Origin of the sequence: Qipengyuania gaetbuli (assembly GCF_009827315.1) — a bacterium.
In the GTDB taxonomy this organism is placed as follows: domain Bacteria; phylum Pseudomonadota; class Alphaproteobacteria; order Sphingomonadales; family Sphingomonadaceae; genus Qipengyuania; species Qipengyuania gaetbuli.
Genome location: NZ_WTYF01000003.1, coordinates 264,395 through 279,666 on the forward strand (window position 1 = coordinate 264,395; position 15,272 = coordinate 279,666).

The following is a 15,272-nucleotide window of genomic DNA, read 5'->3' on the forward strand; positions in this document are numbered from 1 at the left end:
GGCAGGACGCGTCCTATTCGGGCGTGTTTGCCTTATTTCGCTGGAAAAGCACCCGGTCTTCGGGGCCGAAGCCCCGTTTCCAGATGATGAAGCCGTATGTCAGCAGGATCGCCGGTATGCCGAATGCCAATTCGGCCCATTCGGGAAGCTGCGTCGCGGCCCAGCCGACCAGCACTGCCGGTGCGACTGCATAGACCAGCGCCCAGCGCCAGTTGTTGATCGGATATCCGAGGATGCGGGTCAGCAGCAGGGCCTTCACGAGGCTTGCCACGCCCAGCGCGATCATCAGGGCGATGGCGGCTGCTGCGGCCTTGAACGGCTCTCCGTAACCCAGCCGCTCGACCAGCAGGATCAGCGTGATCGTCAGCGCCGCCTGGAAAGCGATGGTGCCAACCGAGATGGCAAGGTTGCGGCCCCGCGCGACGTAGATCAGCACCGCTTCGGACACCACCGCAGTTGCCGCGACCACTTCTGCTGCCAGCAGGAAGGCCAGCGCGCCCGTGCCGCCGACGAATTCCGGCCCGACGAGGCCCATGACCGCTTCGCCCGGAACGCCCAGCGCCAACGCGATGCCGGCCTGTGCGGCAATGATCCAGAAGCCCACCTGGCAGACCTGCTTGGCGATCGCCTCGTAGTTCTTCGTCTTGAGGTTCTTGGTGATGACGGGCCCGAGGATCGGTTCGAAACTGGTCTTGAGCTTCTGCGGCAGGCTCGCGACCTGCTGGGCGATGTAATAGACGCCGACCGCGGCAGGCGCTGCGAACAGGCCGAGGATGAAAATATCGAGACGGCGCGTGCCCCATTCGATCGCATCGGCCGTCGCCAGCGGCAGGGCGCGCGCGGTGACCTTGCGCATATAGCCGAATTCGGGCCGCCAGCGGCGCGGCGGGCCATAGCTGCGGAAGAAAGACCACAGGCCGACCGCTAGCCCGGCATAGATCGAGGCGAGATAGGCCAGTGCTAGTCCGCTGTCGGCAAGCGCGGGAATGAAGACGAAAACGCCCGCCATGATGGATATCGTCCACGGCTCTACCACCGCGCGGGCGCGCACCGTGGTGGCGATGTCATAGCGATAGGCCTGCGCTGCCAGCACGATTTCGGTCAGCGCATAGCCGGGAATGGCAAGGACGATCAGCCGGTCGAGCTGGGTGAACTCGCCGCTCGGGAAGAGCGGGGCGGGCACGAACCAGAAGAAGACCGCGGCAATCGCGGAAAAGACGATCGCCAGCAGCATCCCGTCATAGACGAGGTTCGCAGGATGCGCGTCCTCCCCTTCGGCAAGACGCTGCGCAAGGCCGCGCTTCTCGCCCATGGAACACAGCAGCGCGACCAGTTCGACGACCACCAGTGCCGATGCAAAGCGGCCCAGCGCATCGGGGCCGTAAAGGCGGCCCGCGATGAACAGGAAGGGCAGGCGCGCCAGCAGGCGCAGCAGGAAGCCGAAGAAATTCTGCCGTCCGCCCTTGGCAAGGGCAGTGAGATCTTCATCCTGCGCGGCGGCACTCATCCGGCATCGCCCAGTTCGGCCTTGAGCGGGCGGGCAAGGATGCCTTCGACCACAGCCTTGGGATTGCCGCCCTGCAGCAGCGCATAGACCGCGGCGACGATGGGCATGGCGACGGCGTGGCGCGCGGCCAGTTCGACCAGCACGGGCGCGGTATGCGCGCCTTCGGCAACGGTGCGCCGGTCCGCCATCAGCGCCTCGGCGCTCTGGCCTTCGCCCAGCGCCTTGCCGAGCGAGAAATTGCGGCTGGAAGTGGAAGAGCAGGTTAGCACGAGGTCGCCGAGGCCGCACAGGCCCGCCAGCGTTTCCGCCCTTGCGCCCAGCGCCTCGCCGAAGCGCAGCATTTCGGCATAGCCGCGCGCGATCAGCGCCGCGCGGGCGTTCTGGCCGAGGCCGAGGCCGTCGACCACGCCGCAGGCAATGGCGAGGACGTTCTTCACCGCGCCGCCGATCTCTGCACCGGTCACGTCGTCGGAATAATAAGGGCGGAAGGCGGGGCGGGCGACGACGGGCGAGAGCCTGTCCCATTGCGCCTCACCGCCGGCGCAGGCGAGCGTCACGGCAGTCGGCAGCCCTGCGGCCACTTCATGTGCGAAGGTGGGGCCGGACAATACGGCAATGGCGCTGCCGGGGGCGGCTTCCTTCGCCACGTGGTTCATCAGGCGTCCCGAACCGGCTTCGATACCCTTGGAACACAGCACCAAGTCGCGCGGGTGGGACGGCATGGCAGCCAGCACGCTGCCCATGTGCTGGGCCGGCGTGACCACCAGCAGCACGTCGAGCGCGGCCATGTCGGCAAGGTCGGAGGTGGCGGTAATGCTCTCGGCGAGGCGTGCGCTCGGCAGGAACAGCGAATTGGTGTGCGCGGCATTGATCTCGGCGACCAGCTCTTCCTCGCGCGCCCAGATGCGCACTGCGCGCCCGTCGCTTGCCAGCATCTGCGCCAGCGCCGTGCCCCATGCACCGGCTCCCAGAACCCCGACGCTCGTCATGCCTTCACTCCTGCACCGCGCACGGGTTCTGCCTCGGGATCGAGCGGCCAGCGCGGGCGGGCCGAAATATCGAGCGGGTCGGGCGCAAAGCCGTCCATCTGCAGGCGCTCGACACCGGCCCAGGCGATCATCGCCGCATTGTCGGTGCAGAGGCGGGGCGGCGGCGCGGTGAAGCGCATCGAATGCTCTCCCGCGAGGGTTTCGAGCGCATAGCGCACGGTCGCATTGGCGGCCACGCCGCCTGCCACCACCAGTGTTTCAACGGGTCCCATCGCTGCCAGCGCTATCCGCAGCCGGTCGATGACGCAATCGACTGCGGCCTGCTGGAAGCTCGCCGCGATGTCCTCGGGCGCATATTTCCCGCTCTCGTGAGCGCGCATCACGGCGCTCTTGAGGCCAGCGAAGGAGAAATGCGGTTCGCCGCTGCCGACCATGGGGCGGGGCAGCGGGACGGCCTTCGCATCGCCCGTCGCCGCCAGCCGTTCGACCGCAGGGCCGCCGGGGAAGCCGAGGCCGAGGATCTTGGCGGTCTTGTCGAACGCCTCGCCCAGCGCATCGTCGATGGTCGTCGCCAACCGGCGATAGCGGCCGACCCCGTCGACGCGCAGGATCTGGCAGTGCCCGCCCGACACCAGCAGCAGGGCATAGGGAAATGCGAGCTCGGCATCGGCAAGGCGCGGGCTTAGCGCATGACCTTCGAGGTGGTTGATGGCGATAAGCGGCGTATCGCTCGCCATTGCCAGCGCCTTGGCGCTGACCAGCCCGACCATGACCCCGCCGATGAGGCCGGGGCCGGCCGTAGCCGCAATGGCATCGCAATCGTCCAACGTGACGCCTGCATCCTCCAGCACGCCCGCGATCATCGGGGCGAGCCGTTCGGCATGGGCACGCGCGGCGATTTCGGGCACGACCCCGCCGAAGGGGGCGTGTTCCTCGTCCTGCGAGGCGATCCTTTGCGCGACGATCCGCCGGTTGCCGTCGACCAGCGCGGCGGCGGTTTCGTCGCAGGAACTTTCGATACCGAGAACAAGCGTCATAACTTCGCTTTCCCTTAGCGGTCTCGCTCGCTAGGGCAAGCGACCGCAATGTCCGACACACCGATCATGCGCCTTGGAACCCGCCGTTCACCGCTCGCCATGGCGCAGGCCGAAGAGACGCGCGCGCGCCTGTGCGCCGCCCACGGCTGGGACGTGGGAGCGGTCGAACTCGTCCCCGTTATCGCCAGCGGCGACCGGATCCAGGATCGCCCGCTCGCCGAAATCGGTGGCAAGGCGCTGTGGACGCGCGAACTCGACATCTGGCTGAACGAGGGCCGCATCGACGCCGCGGTCCATTCGATGAAGGACGTGGAGACGATCCGCCCCGATGCGCTGGCCATCGGCGCGATCCTGCCGCGCGCGGACAAGGCCGACGTGCTGCTGGGCGCAGCCTCCATCGCGGCCATTCCCACAGGTGCACGGGTCGGCACCAGCGCCCCGCGCCGGGCCGCGCAATTGCTCCATGCCCGCCCCGATCTCCAAGTGGTCGGCATTCGCGGCAATGTCGCCACGCGCATGGCGAAGCTGGAAGCGGGCGAGGCAGATGCGACTTTCCTTGCCGCTGCGGGTCTGATGCGGCTGGGCGAGGACAATACCGGCACGCGGCTCGATCCGCAGGAATGGCTGCCCGCGCCTGCGCAGGCCGCCATCGGTGTCGAATGCCGCACCAGCGACGAACGCACGCGCGAGCTTCTTTCCGCCATCGACCACGAACAGAGCCGGCAGGAAGTGCTGGCCGAACGCGCCCTGCTCGAAGGGCTGGGCGGGACCTGCCACAGCCCCATCGCCGTGCTCACCACGCAAGAGGGCGAGCGCCTGCACATGCGCGCCGCCATCTACAGCCCCGACGGATCGATCCGCGTCGAAAGCGAAGCGCGCTTCGAGCCGGGCGACACGGACGAGGCCATCGCCCTTGCGGGCGACATGCTGCGCGAGGCGCCGAGGGAAGTGTCGGTCAATTTCGGGCAGATGGGGTGAGCCGCCCGGTCTTCGTCTTCCGGCCCGAACCGGGCCTGTCCGTAACGCTGGAAACCGCCCGTGCACTGGGGCTGGACGCGCGCGGATGCCCGCTTTTTGAGGTCGAACCCGCCGAATGGGGCGCGCCGACCGCCGATGATTACGACGGACTGTTGGTCGGCAGTTCCAACGTCTTCCGGCACGGCGGCATCAATCTCGACCGGTTGGTCAAGCTGCCCGTTTATGCCGTGGGCGAAGCGACAGCCGAGGGCGCGCGCGAAAAGGGATTCATCGTGTCGCGCACGGGTCGCGGCGGCCTGCAGGCGCTGCTCGACGAGGCGAAGCTGGACGGTCGCCGCCTGCTGCGGCTGGCCGGCGAGGCGCATGTCGAACTGGACCCGCCCGAAGGCACCCATATCGACACCCGCGTGGTCTATCGCACCGTGCGGCTCGATATTCCGGAGGACATGGCAGCAGCGCTGGGCAAGGGCGGCATCGTGCTGCTCCATTCGGGCGAGGCCGCAGTGCGCCTGCGCGAGGAATGCGAGCGGCTGGGCATCGACCGGTCGGCCATCACCGTCGCGGCGCTCGGCCCGCGGATTGCCGGCATGGCAGGCGATGGCTGGCAATCCGTCCACACCTCGAGCCACCCTCGCGATGCCGAGCTACTGGCCTTGGTGGAACAACTGTGCCAGACAGGAGCGGGGTAATCAGGCGTCCGGAAAGTGGCGTCGGGGTCGTGGATTGGAGTATGATGGACGAGTATTCGAGCACTCGGCGGGCCGGGGACAGCACGCGCTCCATGCTGCTTGCCGTGACCGGCGCATTTGCGCTGGGGGCTGCCCTGGTGGGCTACGTCGCCTGGCGGATGAACGCCTCGGAAGAAGTTGCGCAAGAACCGGCACAGATCGCCGAACCCGCTGCCACTGAAACTGCTGCACCCAGCCCCACGCCCAGCGCCAGTGAAAGCGCCGCCGCACAGGCGGTGGAACGTGTCGCCGAGCAACAGGGCGGCATCGACCAGCGCCTTGCCGCTGCCGAACAGCGCCTCGCCCGGCTGGACCTCCAGGCCGAAGCATCGGCAGGCAATGTCGCCCGCGCCGAAGGGCTGCTTATTGCCTTCGCCACGCGCCGCGCGATCGATAAGGGGGCCGAACTTGGCTACCTCGCCGACCAGCTGCGCCTGCGTTTCGGCGATGCGCTGCCCAATGCGGTGAACACTATCCTAACCTTCTCGCGCGAGCCGGTTACGCTCGACCAGCTGATCGCCCGGCTCGACGGGCTCGCCCCGCAATTGCAGTCGGGCGAGGGCAAGCCGAGCCTCGAACGCTTTGCCGACGAACTGGGCGCGCTGTTCACCATCCGCCGCGAAAGCGCGCCGTCGCCGCAGCCCGAAAAGCGGCTGGAACGGGCACGCCTGTTCCTGCAGTCGGGCCGCGCGGATGCCGCCGTTGCGGAGGTTCGCAACCTGCCGGGCGCGGTCAATGCTGAAGGCTGGCTGCGCGATGCGGAACGCTATGCCTCGGCGCAGCGTGCGCTGGACCTGATCGAGACCGCAGCCGTGCTCGAACCGCGCCGCCTGCGTGACGGGGCTGGCAACCGGATCGAACAGCCGAGCCCGGTGGAGTAGGCGCTCAGGCCTTCATCAGCTCGGGCACGTCGCCCGAAACGCCGCGGGCCTCGTCCATAAAGAACTTCTTGAGCCAGCCTGACCGCTGGACGCCCGCCATGCCGAGCCTGCGCACCGCGCTGGCCGCCTTGCCGGGTACGCCGAACAGGCGGGTGAGGCTGTCGGTTGCGCCCATGACCATGATAGAATCGAGCGCGCGCCACTTCTCGTAGCGGTCCAGCACCTGCGCATCGCCGATGTCGAGGCCGAGCCGGCGCGCATCGCCCAGCACTTCGACCAATGCACCGACATCGCGCAGGCCGAGATTGAGGCCCTGTCCTGCGATCGGATGCATCCCGTGAGCACTGTCGCCGACCAGCGCCATGCGCTCGCCCACGATGCGCGCGGTGTGCTGGAAGGTGAGCGGGTAGGAGGTGCGCGGACTGTTCAGAGTGAGGTCGCCGAGCAGGTCTCCCATGCGCTTCTGCACTTCGGCAAGGAAGGCACGCTCGCCCATTTTCAGCACGCCGGCCGCGTCTTTCTCGTCCACCGTCCAGACCAGCGCGCTGCGGTGCTGGCCGTCGGGCCCGTCGAGCAGCGGCAGGAGCGCGAAAGGTCCTGCGGGATAGAAGATTTCCCATGCCACGCCGCCATGCGGTTTCGAGTGGTCCAGCCCGGTGATGATGGCGCGGTGCGAATAGTCCCAGCTCGCCATCTTGAGCGCGGCATCCTCGCGCGTGGGGGAGCGGCGGCCTTCGGCGCCGACCAGCAAATCGGCCTTGAGCACCTGTCCGTCCGTCAGCGTGGCGGAGACGCCATAGGCATCGCGGTGGCGTTCGGTCACGTCGACCGGCGCGTGGAGCGTGATGAGCGGTTCCGCTTTCACCGCGTCGAACAACGCGGTGCGCAGCACGCGGTTGGCGAACATCCGGCCCAGCGAGCCTTCGTGTTCTTCGGGCGTGAAGTCGAGGCGGCCCGGCTTCATCTGATCGAGAACGGCAATGCTCTCGATCGGGCAGCCATGCGGCTCCAGCGTTTCGGCGAGGCCGATGTTGCGGAACAGGCGCCAGCTGGCGGTCGAGATGGCGGAAGCCCGCCCGTCGAAGCCTTCCGCGGTCAGTTCCGCCGGGTCGGCCCGGTCGACCAGGTGGCTGGTAAAGCCCTGTTTCGCGGCTGCCAGCGCCAGTGTGGAGCCGACGAGTCCGCCGCCGAGAATGAGCAGGTCGCGCTTGTCTGTCATGGGCACCGTCCCTAGAGCGGGCGGCGTGACACTGGCAAGGATTATGGACGTCTGGCGGGTCAGGATGGCAGCGATCCTGATCGCTGTCCTGTGCCTGCTGCCGGTGGTGTCCCACGCGCAGGAGCGCGCGCCTCGCTATGGCGACGACAATATCGCGGTCCAGCTGTACGCCAATGGTGCGCCGAAAGCGGGCGAGGAATGGCTGCTGGCCCTGCGGTTCACGCCGAGTGCGCCCGAATGGCACGGCTATTGGGCGAACCCGGGCGATGCGGGGCAGGGCATGGATCTCCAACTCGACCTGCCCGACGGCTGGGTGGTCGGAAAGCCGCTCTACCCCCTGCCGCAGACCCTGCTGATCGGCGGGCTGATGAACCACATTTTCGAGGGCGAGTATGCCGTCCTCGTGCCGGTAATGCCGCCCGAGGGTGCCGACGTGGCCGGTATCGCGTCGGTAACGGGCTATGTCGAATACCTTGCCTGCACCGACCGCGTCTGCGTGCCGCAGGATGCGGCGCTGCGGGCTACGTCAGGCGGCGACTTCGCTACCTGGCGCGCAGCAGTCGCGCCGCTGCTCGACAGCACGGCAGGCTTCGAGATTACAGGCGAACGCCTGCGCATCGGCATCCCGCTGCCCGCCTCGATGGAACTGGGCGATCTCCACCTTTTCCTCGAGAATGCCGACCTCGGGAACGGCCTGAGGCCGCAATATGCCGCGATCCAGACATGGGTGCGCGAGGGCAATCTCCTCGTTGCCGAACTGCCGCTGACCCGTATCGGGAAAGCGGGCGGAGACACGCCCGCCCAAGTCGAAGGCATTCTCTCGCTGGGCGAAGGGCGCGGCGTGCGTTTCGTCGCCGAACCTGCCGACGTACCGCTCGAAGCAGTGAAGCCCCTGAGGGGCCCGGATGTCATGCCCGAATTGTGGGTGCTGCTCCTCGCATCGCTGCTTGGCGGGCTGCTGCTCAACGTGATGCCCTGCGTGTTTCCGATCCTCAGCCTCAAGGCGCTGGCGCTGGCGAAGGCTGGCGGCGACGAGGCGGCGGCGCGGCGCGATGCGCTGGCCTATACCGCAGGCGTCGTGCTGGCCTGTGCGGGGCTGGGCGCGCTGATCCTCTTGCTGCGGTCGGCAGGGCAACAGGTGGGCTGGGCGTTCCAGTTGCAGGAGCCCGCGATCATCGCGTCGCTCTTCGTGCTGTCTGCGGCAATCACGGCCAATTTCTTCGGCCTGTTTTCCATTCCGGGGATCGCGATTTCGGGCGGAAAGCCCAGTTCGGGCGGCTCCTTCGCCACAGGCCTGCTCGCCGCATTTGTTGCCACGCCTTGCACCGGCCCCTTCATGGCGCTCGCGCTGGGTGCGGCGCTGGTGCTGCGCCCGGTAGAGGGGCTGGCCATCTTCACCGCGCTCGGCGTGGGTCTTGCGCTGCCTTTCCTGCTGGTCGGTTTCGTGCCCGCGATCCGCAAGCGCCTGCCTGCACCGGGACCATGGATGGAGCGTTTCCGCCGCTGGATGGCGCTGCCGATGGGCCTCACTGCGCTCGCTCTGGCCTGGTTGCTCTGGCGTGTGGGCGGGCCGCTTTTCTTCCTCGCCGGAACGGGCGTCGCGGCAGGCATATTGCTGGCGCTTGGCGCTTTCCTGCCCTCGCGCGCCGGAGAGAAGCGCGACACGCGGCTGACCGCGGTCGGCCTCGCCATAGCGGCGATATCGGGCCTCGCGATGGCCGAAACGTTCGACCCGCCTGTCGCGGAAGAGGCCGAGAGCCTGCTCGCTCCGCGTCCCTTCTCGCAAGACGCGCTGGCCGAAGCGCGGGCAAGCGGGAAGCCGGTCTTCGTCTGGTTCACCGCCGACTGGTGCGTCACCTGCAAGGTCAACGAGAGCGTCGCCATCGAGCGCGAGGAAGCGCGCGCGGCCTTCGAGCAGGCGGGCGTCGTATCGCTGCGCGGAGACTGGACGCGCAAGGACGAAGAAATCGCCAGCTTCCTTGCCAGCCAAGGGGCGGCAGGTGTGCCGCTTTACCTGTGGTATCCGGCCGGCGGCGACGCGCAGCAATTGCCGCAGGTGCTTACGCCGGATCTGCTTCCGCAGCTTGCTCAGTCGGGGGCGGAGCGCACTCGCCGATAAATTCGCCCGGAAGGCGGCTGGGGTTAAGTTTGAGCGATCCTGCACCCGGCACGGTCGCTTCCACGCTCCGCGGGCCGGTCAGCACTTCGAGGCGCGGATCGTCGGCGGCAATCCGGCCGCGCCAGACCCATGCTTCTTCCGCTTCTTCCGCATCGATCCACAGGCGTTCGACATGGCCGTTGCCGATGAGCGCTAGGACCGCCTTTGCATCGGGATCGGCTTCCGCGAAACGCGTGTAACGGATGCGCCCTTCCTCGCAGGCGAGAGCGAAATAGGGTGCAGCGCCAGGCTTGCCGTAGAGCAGCCGTTCACCGTCGGTGCTGCGCGCCCAGACTGCCCCGTCCGTATCGGGCGAGGCTATCGGCGTGCGCGGCGCGGTGCGTTCGCCCGCGATCCGCTCGCGCGTGACGTATTCGTCCGAGGCGGGCGGTTTGCAGGCAGACAGCAGGAGAAGGGCGCAAAGCGCGGGCAGGCGGACCATGACCGGCAGCTATGCCACGCGCTGGGTGTGCGTCAACGCGCCCGGATGAAAGCCCTGAGATCGGCGCTGAGTTTTACCCGGTCTTCGTCGCGCACATACATCATGTGCCCCGCGTCGTAGTAGCGGAAGGTCAGCCGGTCCTGCGGGATCCCCACCCGGTTGAGCGAATATTCCGCGCCGAAGAAGGGGGTCGCGAAATCGTACCAGCCCTGCGCGTTGAACAGGCGCAGCCCTGCGTTTTCGCGCATCGCCTTGCCGACGAAGGGCGCGACGTTGAGATAGGCGTTGCGGCCCCAGCCGCTGCCCAGCGACCAGTCCCAGTGCTGCCCCGGCTCGCGTCCGATCGACTGGTATTCGCGGCTCGTCTCGAAACCGAGGCTGTCGCGCAACCAGGAGTTGATCGCGGCCGTGTAGCCTGCATCAATGCCGTAGAAGCTGGGGTCGTTGTCCGGCGTCTCGCCTGCATTGTCATAATCGCGGCCGGTATAGCGCGCATCGAGGCGCCCAATGGTGAGGCCGCGGTCGCGCAACAGTTCCTTGTAGAACCGCTCCGACGTCACGCGCAGTTCCGCCTGGTCGAGATAGGCTTCGGAAAGGCCCGTCAGGCGCGACAGCTCCGCACGCACGGCCGCGCGTTCGGCGGCGGACAGGTCCTGTCCCTTCAGCAGTGCGGTCGCATAGGGGCCGATGGCGAATTGGCGTGCTTCTTCCGCGATCGCTTCGACCGACGGCGCTTGCACCTTGCCGTGATAGAATGCGGCCGCCGCCATGTTCGGCAGTGTGAGGATATAGGCCATCTCGTTGCCCGGCGTCGGTTCGCGCCCGGCGAAATCGAGGATGGTGGAAACGAGGATCAGCCCGTTCAGCCCCACATCGTTGAAGGTGCCGCCTTCCAGCTCGTCCACCACCATCGCGGTGCGTGTCGTGCCGTAGCTTTCGCCGCCGAGGTACTTGGGGCTATTCCAGCGGCCGTTGTCGTTGATCCAGCGCCGGATGACCTGCGCCACGGCCTTCGCGTCCTGCCTGAGGCCGTAGTATTTCTTCGGGTCTGTTCCGTCGGTGAGATAGCTGAAGCCCGTGCCCGGGGGATCGATAAAGACGAGGTCGGCGACGTCGATCAGGCTGTCGGGATTGTCGAGCAGCGGGTAGGGCGGCGCGCCGTCGTCGCGCGCGTCGGAGGGTATGGCGACCCGCTTCGGCCCCCATGCGCCCATCTGCAGCCACACCGAACCCGAACCGGGGCCACCATTGTAGATGAAGAACACGGGCCGCGAGGTATCGCGCGGGCTCTTCACATAGCTGGTGGTGACGATCACCGCTTCCTGCTTGCCATCGTCGCCGGTGAGGATCGTCTCGCCCACGGTCGCCTTGTAGGCGATGCGCTGCCCGCCGAAGGTGCCGGACAACTCGCGGCTCTGGACCTGCGGCGTGATTTCCCTGGCGGATTTCTCGGCCTTTTCGGCCTTGTCCTGCGCAGTGGCGGCTTGCGGGATCATGGCGAAAGCGCTCGCGGCGGCGAGGCCGGCGGCAAGGGTGCGGAATGTCATCGATTGCCCTCTCATCATTGGCCCGCGGTATGCAAAGCCATGGGCGGAGCGTCAATCTAGGGCTTGCCGCCCATGCGCTTGTAGCGCGTCTTACCGTAGCGGGTCTTGCGGGTGCCGGGGCGGCCTGCATCGCTGCGCCCGACGCGCGGGGCCTTCTTTTCTTCGTCGCCAAGGCCGAGCTCGTCGTTTTCGAGTCGGCGGATCTCGTCGCGCAGGCGCCCGGCTTCCTCGAATTCGAGATCGGCGGCGGCAGCGCGCATGCGCTTTTCGAGGTCCTCGATATAGGCGCGCAGGTTGTGGCCGACGAGGTTGTTGCGTTCGTCATCGCCCGTATCGACGGTTACGCCATCCTGCGCGGCGGTATGTGCGACGATGTCGGCGATCTGGCGCTTGATCGTCTGCGGCGTGATGCCGTGTTCCTCATTGTAGGCGCGCTGCTTCTCGCGGCGGCGCTCGGTTTCCGCCATGGCGCGCTCCATGCTGCCGGTCACGCGGTCGGCATAGAGGATCACGCGGCCATCGACGTTACGCGCGGCGCGGCCGATGGTCTGGATCAGCGAGGTTTCCGAACGCAGGAAGCCCTCCTTGTCGGCATCGAGAATGCAGACGAGACCGCATTCGGGAATGTCGAGGCCTTCGCGCAGCAGGTTAATGCCGACCAGCACGTCATAGACGCCAAGTCGCAGGTCGCGGATCAGCTCGATACGTTCCAGCGTCTCCACGTCGGAATGCATGTAACGCACACGCACGCCCGCCTCGTGCATGAATTCGGTGAGGTCTTCCGCCATCCGCTTGGTCAGCGTGGTGACAAGCGTGCGGTAGCCCAGCTTGGCGGTCTTCTTGCATTCCTCGATGCAGTCCTGGACCTGGTCTTCCACCGGCTTGATCTCGACCGGCGGGTCGATGAGGCCGGTGGGGCGGATGACCTGTTCGGCAAAGACGCCGCCGGTCTGCTCCATCTCCCACGAACCGGGCGTGGCCGAGACGGCAAAGGTCTGCGGGCGCATCGCGTCCCACTCGTTGAAGCGCAGCGGGCGGTTGTCGATGCAGGACGGCAGGCGGAAGCCGTATTCGGCCAGCGTAAGCTTGCGGCGGTGGTCCCCGCGCGCCATCGCGCCGATCTGCGGCACGGTCTGGTGGCTTTCGTCCACGAACAGCAGCGCATTGTCGGGCAGGTATTCGAACAGCGTCGGCGGCGGCTCGCCCGGCAGGCGGCCGGTGAGGAAGCGGCTGTAGTTCTCGATCCCCGCGCACGAACCGGTGGCAGCGATCATCTCGAGGTCGAAATTGGTGCGCTGCTCCAGCCGCTGGGCTTCGAGCAGGCGGCCTTCCTCGTGCAGTTCCTTGAGCCGTTCCTGCAGCTCGAACTTGATGGCCTCGGCGGCTTGTTTCATCGTCGGGCCGGGAGTGACGTAGTGCGAATTCGCATAGACACGCACCTTGTCGAGCGTGGTGCCCTTCTTGCCGGTGAGCGGGTCGAATTCGCTGATTTCCTCGATCTCGTCGCCGAAGAAGCTGATCCGCCAGGCCATGTCCTCGTAATGCGAGGGGAAGATTTCGAGACTGTCGCCGCGCACACGGAAATTGCCGCGAGCGAAGGCGGCATCGTTGCGCTTGTATTGCAGCGCCACCAGCTTTCGGATCAGCTCGCGCTGGTCGACCGTTTCGCCGGTCTTGATGTCGAAGATCATCGCCGAATAAGTCTCGACCGAGCCGATACCATAGAGGCAGCTGACCGAAGCGACGATGATCACGTCGTCGCGCTCCAGCAGGGCGCGGGTGGCCGAGTGGCGCATCCGGTCGATCGCCTCGTTCACCGAGCTTTCCTTCTCGATGTAGGTGTCGGACCGCGGCACGTAGGCTTCGGGCTGGTAGTAGTCGTAATAGCTGACGAAATACTCGACCGCGTTTTCGGGGAAGAAGCTCTTGAACTCGCCATAGAGCTGCGCGGCGAGGATCTTGTTCGGTGCCAGGATCAGGGCGGGGCGCTGCAGTTCCTCGATCACCTTGGCCATGGTGAAGGTCTTGCCCGAACCGGTCACGCCCAGCAGCACCTGCGTCTGTTCGCCGTCCTTCGCCGCGCTTGTCAGTTCCGCGATCGCGGTCGGCTGGTCGCCCGAAGGCGTGTAGTCGGACACGAGCTTGAACGGCCGCCCGCCCATCGACTTTTCCGGGCGTGCAGGCTTGTGCGGCACGAACTCGCCGGTGGTGTCGGGTTCTTCGAGTCCGCGTCGGATAACTAGCTCTGCCATGCGCGCACATATGGGGAACGTTCCGGCGCGGTGCAACGCCGCTTGCGTCGCGCCCAGCGGCTGCTAGCGTCGCGGGCAAATCACTACGGAGCTTTCCATGCGCCTTCCCATTACGCTTGCCATCGCCAGTCTCGCCCTCGCATCCTGCGGTAGCTCGGACGATGCGGACACGGACGGGGACGGCAGCGTCTCGGCCGAAGAGATCAAGGCCGCCACCGCCAAGGTGAAGCCGCTGGAAGCGGGCCAGTACAAGATGAACATGGAACTGGTCGAGCTGGTCGATCCGACCATGAGCGAGCAGGAAATCGCGCAGGCGAAGGAATTCATGGGCGCCATGGGCGGCATGGCTCCGCCGCGCTGCCTCAATGAAGAGGACGCCAAGAAGGGCATGGTCGGCGTGGCCGAGCAGCTCCAGAACGGCGACTGCAACGTCGACAGCCTGACCTCCAATGCCGACGGCATGCAGGCGGCCATGACCTGCAAGGCGGCAGGCGGCGATGCGAAGGTCTCGCTCGCCAGCACCTCGACCGGTACGGCGTCCGAAATGACCATGACCGCCATCGAACCGTCCGAACAGGGCGAGAAGAAGGTCACGATGAAGGTCTCCATGACGCGGACCGGCGACTGCACCTGACCTGCGCCATGCGGCACTTGCGTCCGTGATGTGACGCGGGGCGGTTCAAGGAACCGAAATCCGGCGTAGTGGATTATTACGGAACGATGGCAACGTTACCGTTCTACGAATCGCGCCAGGAAATGAGCCGCCGGCTGGCGCTGGCGGCCGAACCGTGCCCCGACGACGCGCGCGGGCCGCGGGCCCTGCTGCTGGCCAAGGAGTTCCTGTGGCCGGTAGAGCCGATCCGGCGCCGGTTCGAGGATTTTACTGTCGAGAAAGCGCGCAATCCGCGCCACGTGATGCTGCTGCCCGGCTTCGGAGCGCACCCGATCCGCATGCGCTGGATGGCGCGCAAGCTGGAAGAGGCGGGTCATACTGCCAAACGCTGGGGCCTCGGCTACAACCTCGGTGCGACCGCTGACCGTTTCGCCAAGGTGGAGCGCCGCCTGCTCGACCTCCATTCGCGCTATGGCGAGCCGATCGTGCTGGTCGGCTGGAGCCTTGGCGGGGTGATGGCGCGCGAACTGGCCAAGAAGCACCCCGGCAAAGTCGCCAAGGTCGTGACCATGGGATCGCCCTTTTCCGGCTCGCCCCGTGCGAACAATGGTTGGCGCGCCTATCAGGCGATTGCCGGACACCGGGTGGACGAACCCGAGATCGACACCGTGGTGAGCGAAAAGCCGCCGGTCGAAACGGTCGCCTTCTGGTCGCCGCGCGACGGCATCGTGCACCCGCGCTCCGCCTGCGGGCGGCCGGGCGAACGCGACCGTGCCGTTGCCCTGCGCTGCTCGCACATGGGTTTCGTCCTCACGCACGAGGCCATGGGCGCGCTTCTTTCGGAACTTGATCGCGCTTGAGCCTTTAGTCTGTTAAGCAGGACGCCGGGTCCTGCAGCCCCGCGCGTCCTGCGTGGGGGTC

13 protein-coding genes are annotated in these 15,272 nt (G+C 67.0%); 6 read left to right on the forward strand and 7 right to left on the reverse strand.

Going from position 1 to position 15,272, the window contains the following annotated elements; all coding sequences use genetic code 11:
• Positions 1-13 precede the first annotated feature (13 nt).
• The 3 genes from GRI42_RS01450 to tsaD are packed head-to-tail and all read right to left on the reverse strand — an operon-like array spanning position 14 to position 3,533.
• The gene (locus GRI42_RS01450; protein ID WP_160606289.1) at positions 14-1,507 is read right to left on the reverse strand and encodes a lipopolysaccharide biosynthesis protein; all 1,494 of its coding nucleotides are present in this window, start codon (positions 1,505-1,507) and stop codon (positions 14-16) included.
• Positions 1,504-2,496: an NAD(P)H-dependent glycerol-3-phosphate dehydrogenase gene (locus GRI42_RS01455; RefSeq protein ID WP_160606290.1), complete on the reverse strand. Its 993-nt coding sequence runs from the start codon at positions 2,494-2,496 to the stop codon at positions 1,504-1,506. The genes GRI42_RS01450 and GRI42_RS01455 overlap by 4 nt, the downstream gene beginning before the upstream one ends.
• Positions 2,493-3,533: a tRNA (adenosine(37)-N6)-threonylcarbamoyltransferase complex transferase subunit TsaD gene (gene tsaD, locus GRI42_RS01460; protein ID WP_160606291.1), complete on the reverse strand. Its 1,041-nt coding sequence runs from the start codon at positions 3,531-3,533 to the stop codon at positions 2,493-2,495. Before tsaD ends, GRI42_RS01455 begins: the two co-directional genes overlap by 4 nt.
• 48 nt (positions 3,534-3,581) lie before the next feature.
• Between tsaD and hemC the strand changes: the two genes are divergently transcribed.
• Genes hemC through GRI42_RS01475 form a run of 3 tightly spaced genes read left to right on the forward strand, consistent with a single transcriptional unit; the run spans position 3,582 to position 6,120 of the window.
• Complete coding sequence (gene hemC, locus GRI42_RS01465) at positions 3,582-4,511, forward strand: hydroxymethylbilane synthase (RefSeq protein ID WP_234033756.1); 930 nt, start codon at positions 3,582-3,584, stop codon at positions 4,509-4,511.
• The gene (locus GRI42_RS01470; RefSeq protein ID WP_160606292.1) at positions 4,508-5,200 is read left to right on the forward strand and encodes a uroporphyrinogen-III synthase; all 693 of its coding nucleotides are present in this window, start codon (positions 4,508-4,510) and stop codon (positions 5,198-5,200) included. Before hemC ends, GRI42_RS01470 begins: the two co-directional genes overlap by 4 nt.
• A gap of 41 nt (positions 5,201-5,241) precedes the next feature.
• Complete coding sequence (locus GRI42_RS01475) at positions 5,242-6,120, forward strand: MICOS complex subunit MIC60 (RefSeq protein WP_325065280.1); 879 nt, start codon at positions 5,242-5,244, stop codon at positions 6,118-6,120.
• 4 nt (positions 6,121-6,124) lie between these two features.
• Here the strand turns inward: GRI42_RS01475 and GRI42_RS01480 are convergent, their stop codons facing one another.
• Positions 6,125-7,339, reverse strand: a complete 1,215-nt coding sequence (locus GRI42_RS01480; protein ID WP_160606293.1) for an FAD-dependent monooxygenase — start codon at positions 7,337-7,339, stop codon at positions 6,125-6,127.
• 64 nt (positions 7,340-7,403) lie between these two features.
• Here GRI42_RS01480 and GRI42_RS01485 point away from each other — a divergent pair, with 64 nt between their 5' ends.
• Positions 7,404-9,458, forward strand: a complete 2,055-nt coding sequence (locus GRI42_RS01485) for a protein-disulfide reductase DsbD family protein (RefSeq protein ID WP_234033781.1) — start codon at positions 7,404-7,406, stop codon at positions 9,456-9,458.
• On the opposite strand, the gene GRI42_RS01490 is transcribed toward GRI42_RS01485, so the two are convergent.
• From GRI42_RS01490 to uvrB, 3 genes are read right to left on the reverse strand one after another with little or no spacing between them, the layout of a single operon-like run.
• Positions 9,400-9,939, reverse strand: a complete 540-nt coding sequence (locus tag GRI42_RS01490) for a hypothetical protein (RefSeq protein ID WP_160606294.1) — start codon at positions 9,937-9,939, stop codon at positions 9,400-9,402. The genes GRI42_RS01485 and GRI42_RS01490 overlap by 59 nt on opposite strands.
• 32 nt (positions 9,940-9,971) lie before the next feature.
• Entirely contained in the window at positions 9,972-11,486 is a 1,515-nt protein-coding gene (locus GRI42_RS01495) for a S10 family peptidase (RefSeq protein ID WP_234033757.1), read from the reverse strand.
• A gap of 56 nt (positions 11,487-11,542) precedes the next feature.
• Entirely contained in the window at positions 11,543-13,738 is a 2,196-nt protein-coding gene (gene uvrB / locus GRI42_RS01500; protein WP_160606295.1) for an excinuclease ABC subunit UvrB, read from the reverse strand.
• 97 nt (positions 13,739-13,835) lie between these two features.
• Between uvrB and GRI42_RS01505 the strand changes: the two genes are divergently transcribed.
• Both GRI42_RS01505 and GRI42_RS01510 read left to right on the forward strand, forming a co-directional pair.
• The gene (locus GRI42_RS01505) at positions 13,836-14,372 is read left to right on the forward strand and encodes a DUF3617 family protein (RefSeq protein ID WP_160606296.1); all 537 of its coding nucleotides are present in this window, start codon (positions 13,836-13,838) and stop codon (positions 14,370-14,372) included.
• Between the two features lie 86 nt (positions 14,373-14,458).
• Positions 14,459-15,211, forward strand: a complete 753-nt coding sequence (locus GRI42_RS01510) for an esterase/lipase family protein (protein WP_160606297.1) — start codon at positions 14,459-14,461, stop codon at positions 15,209-15,211.
• Positions 15,212-15,272: the final 61 nt, after the last annotated feature.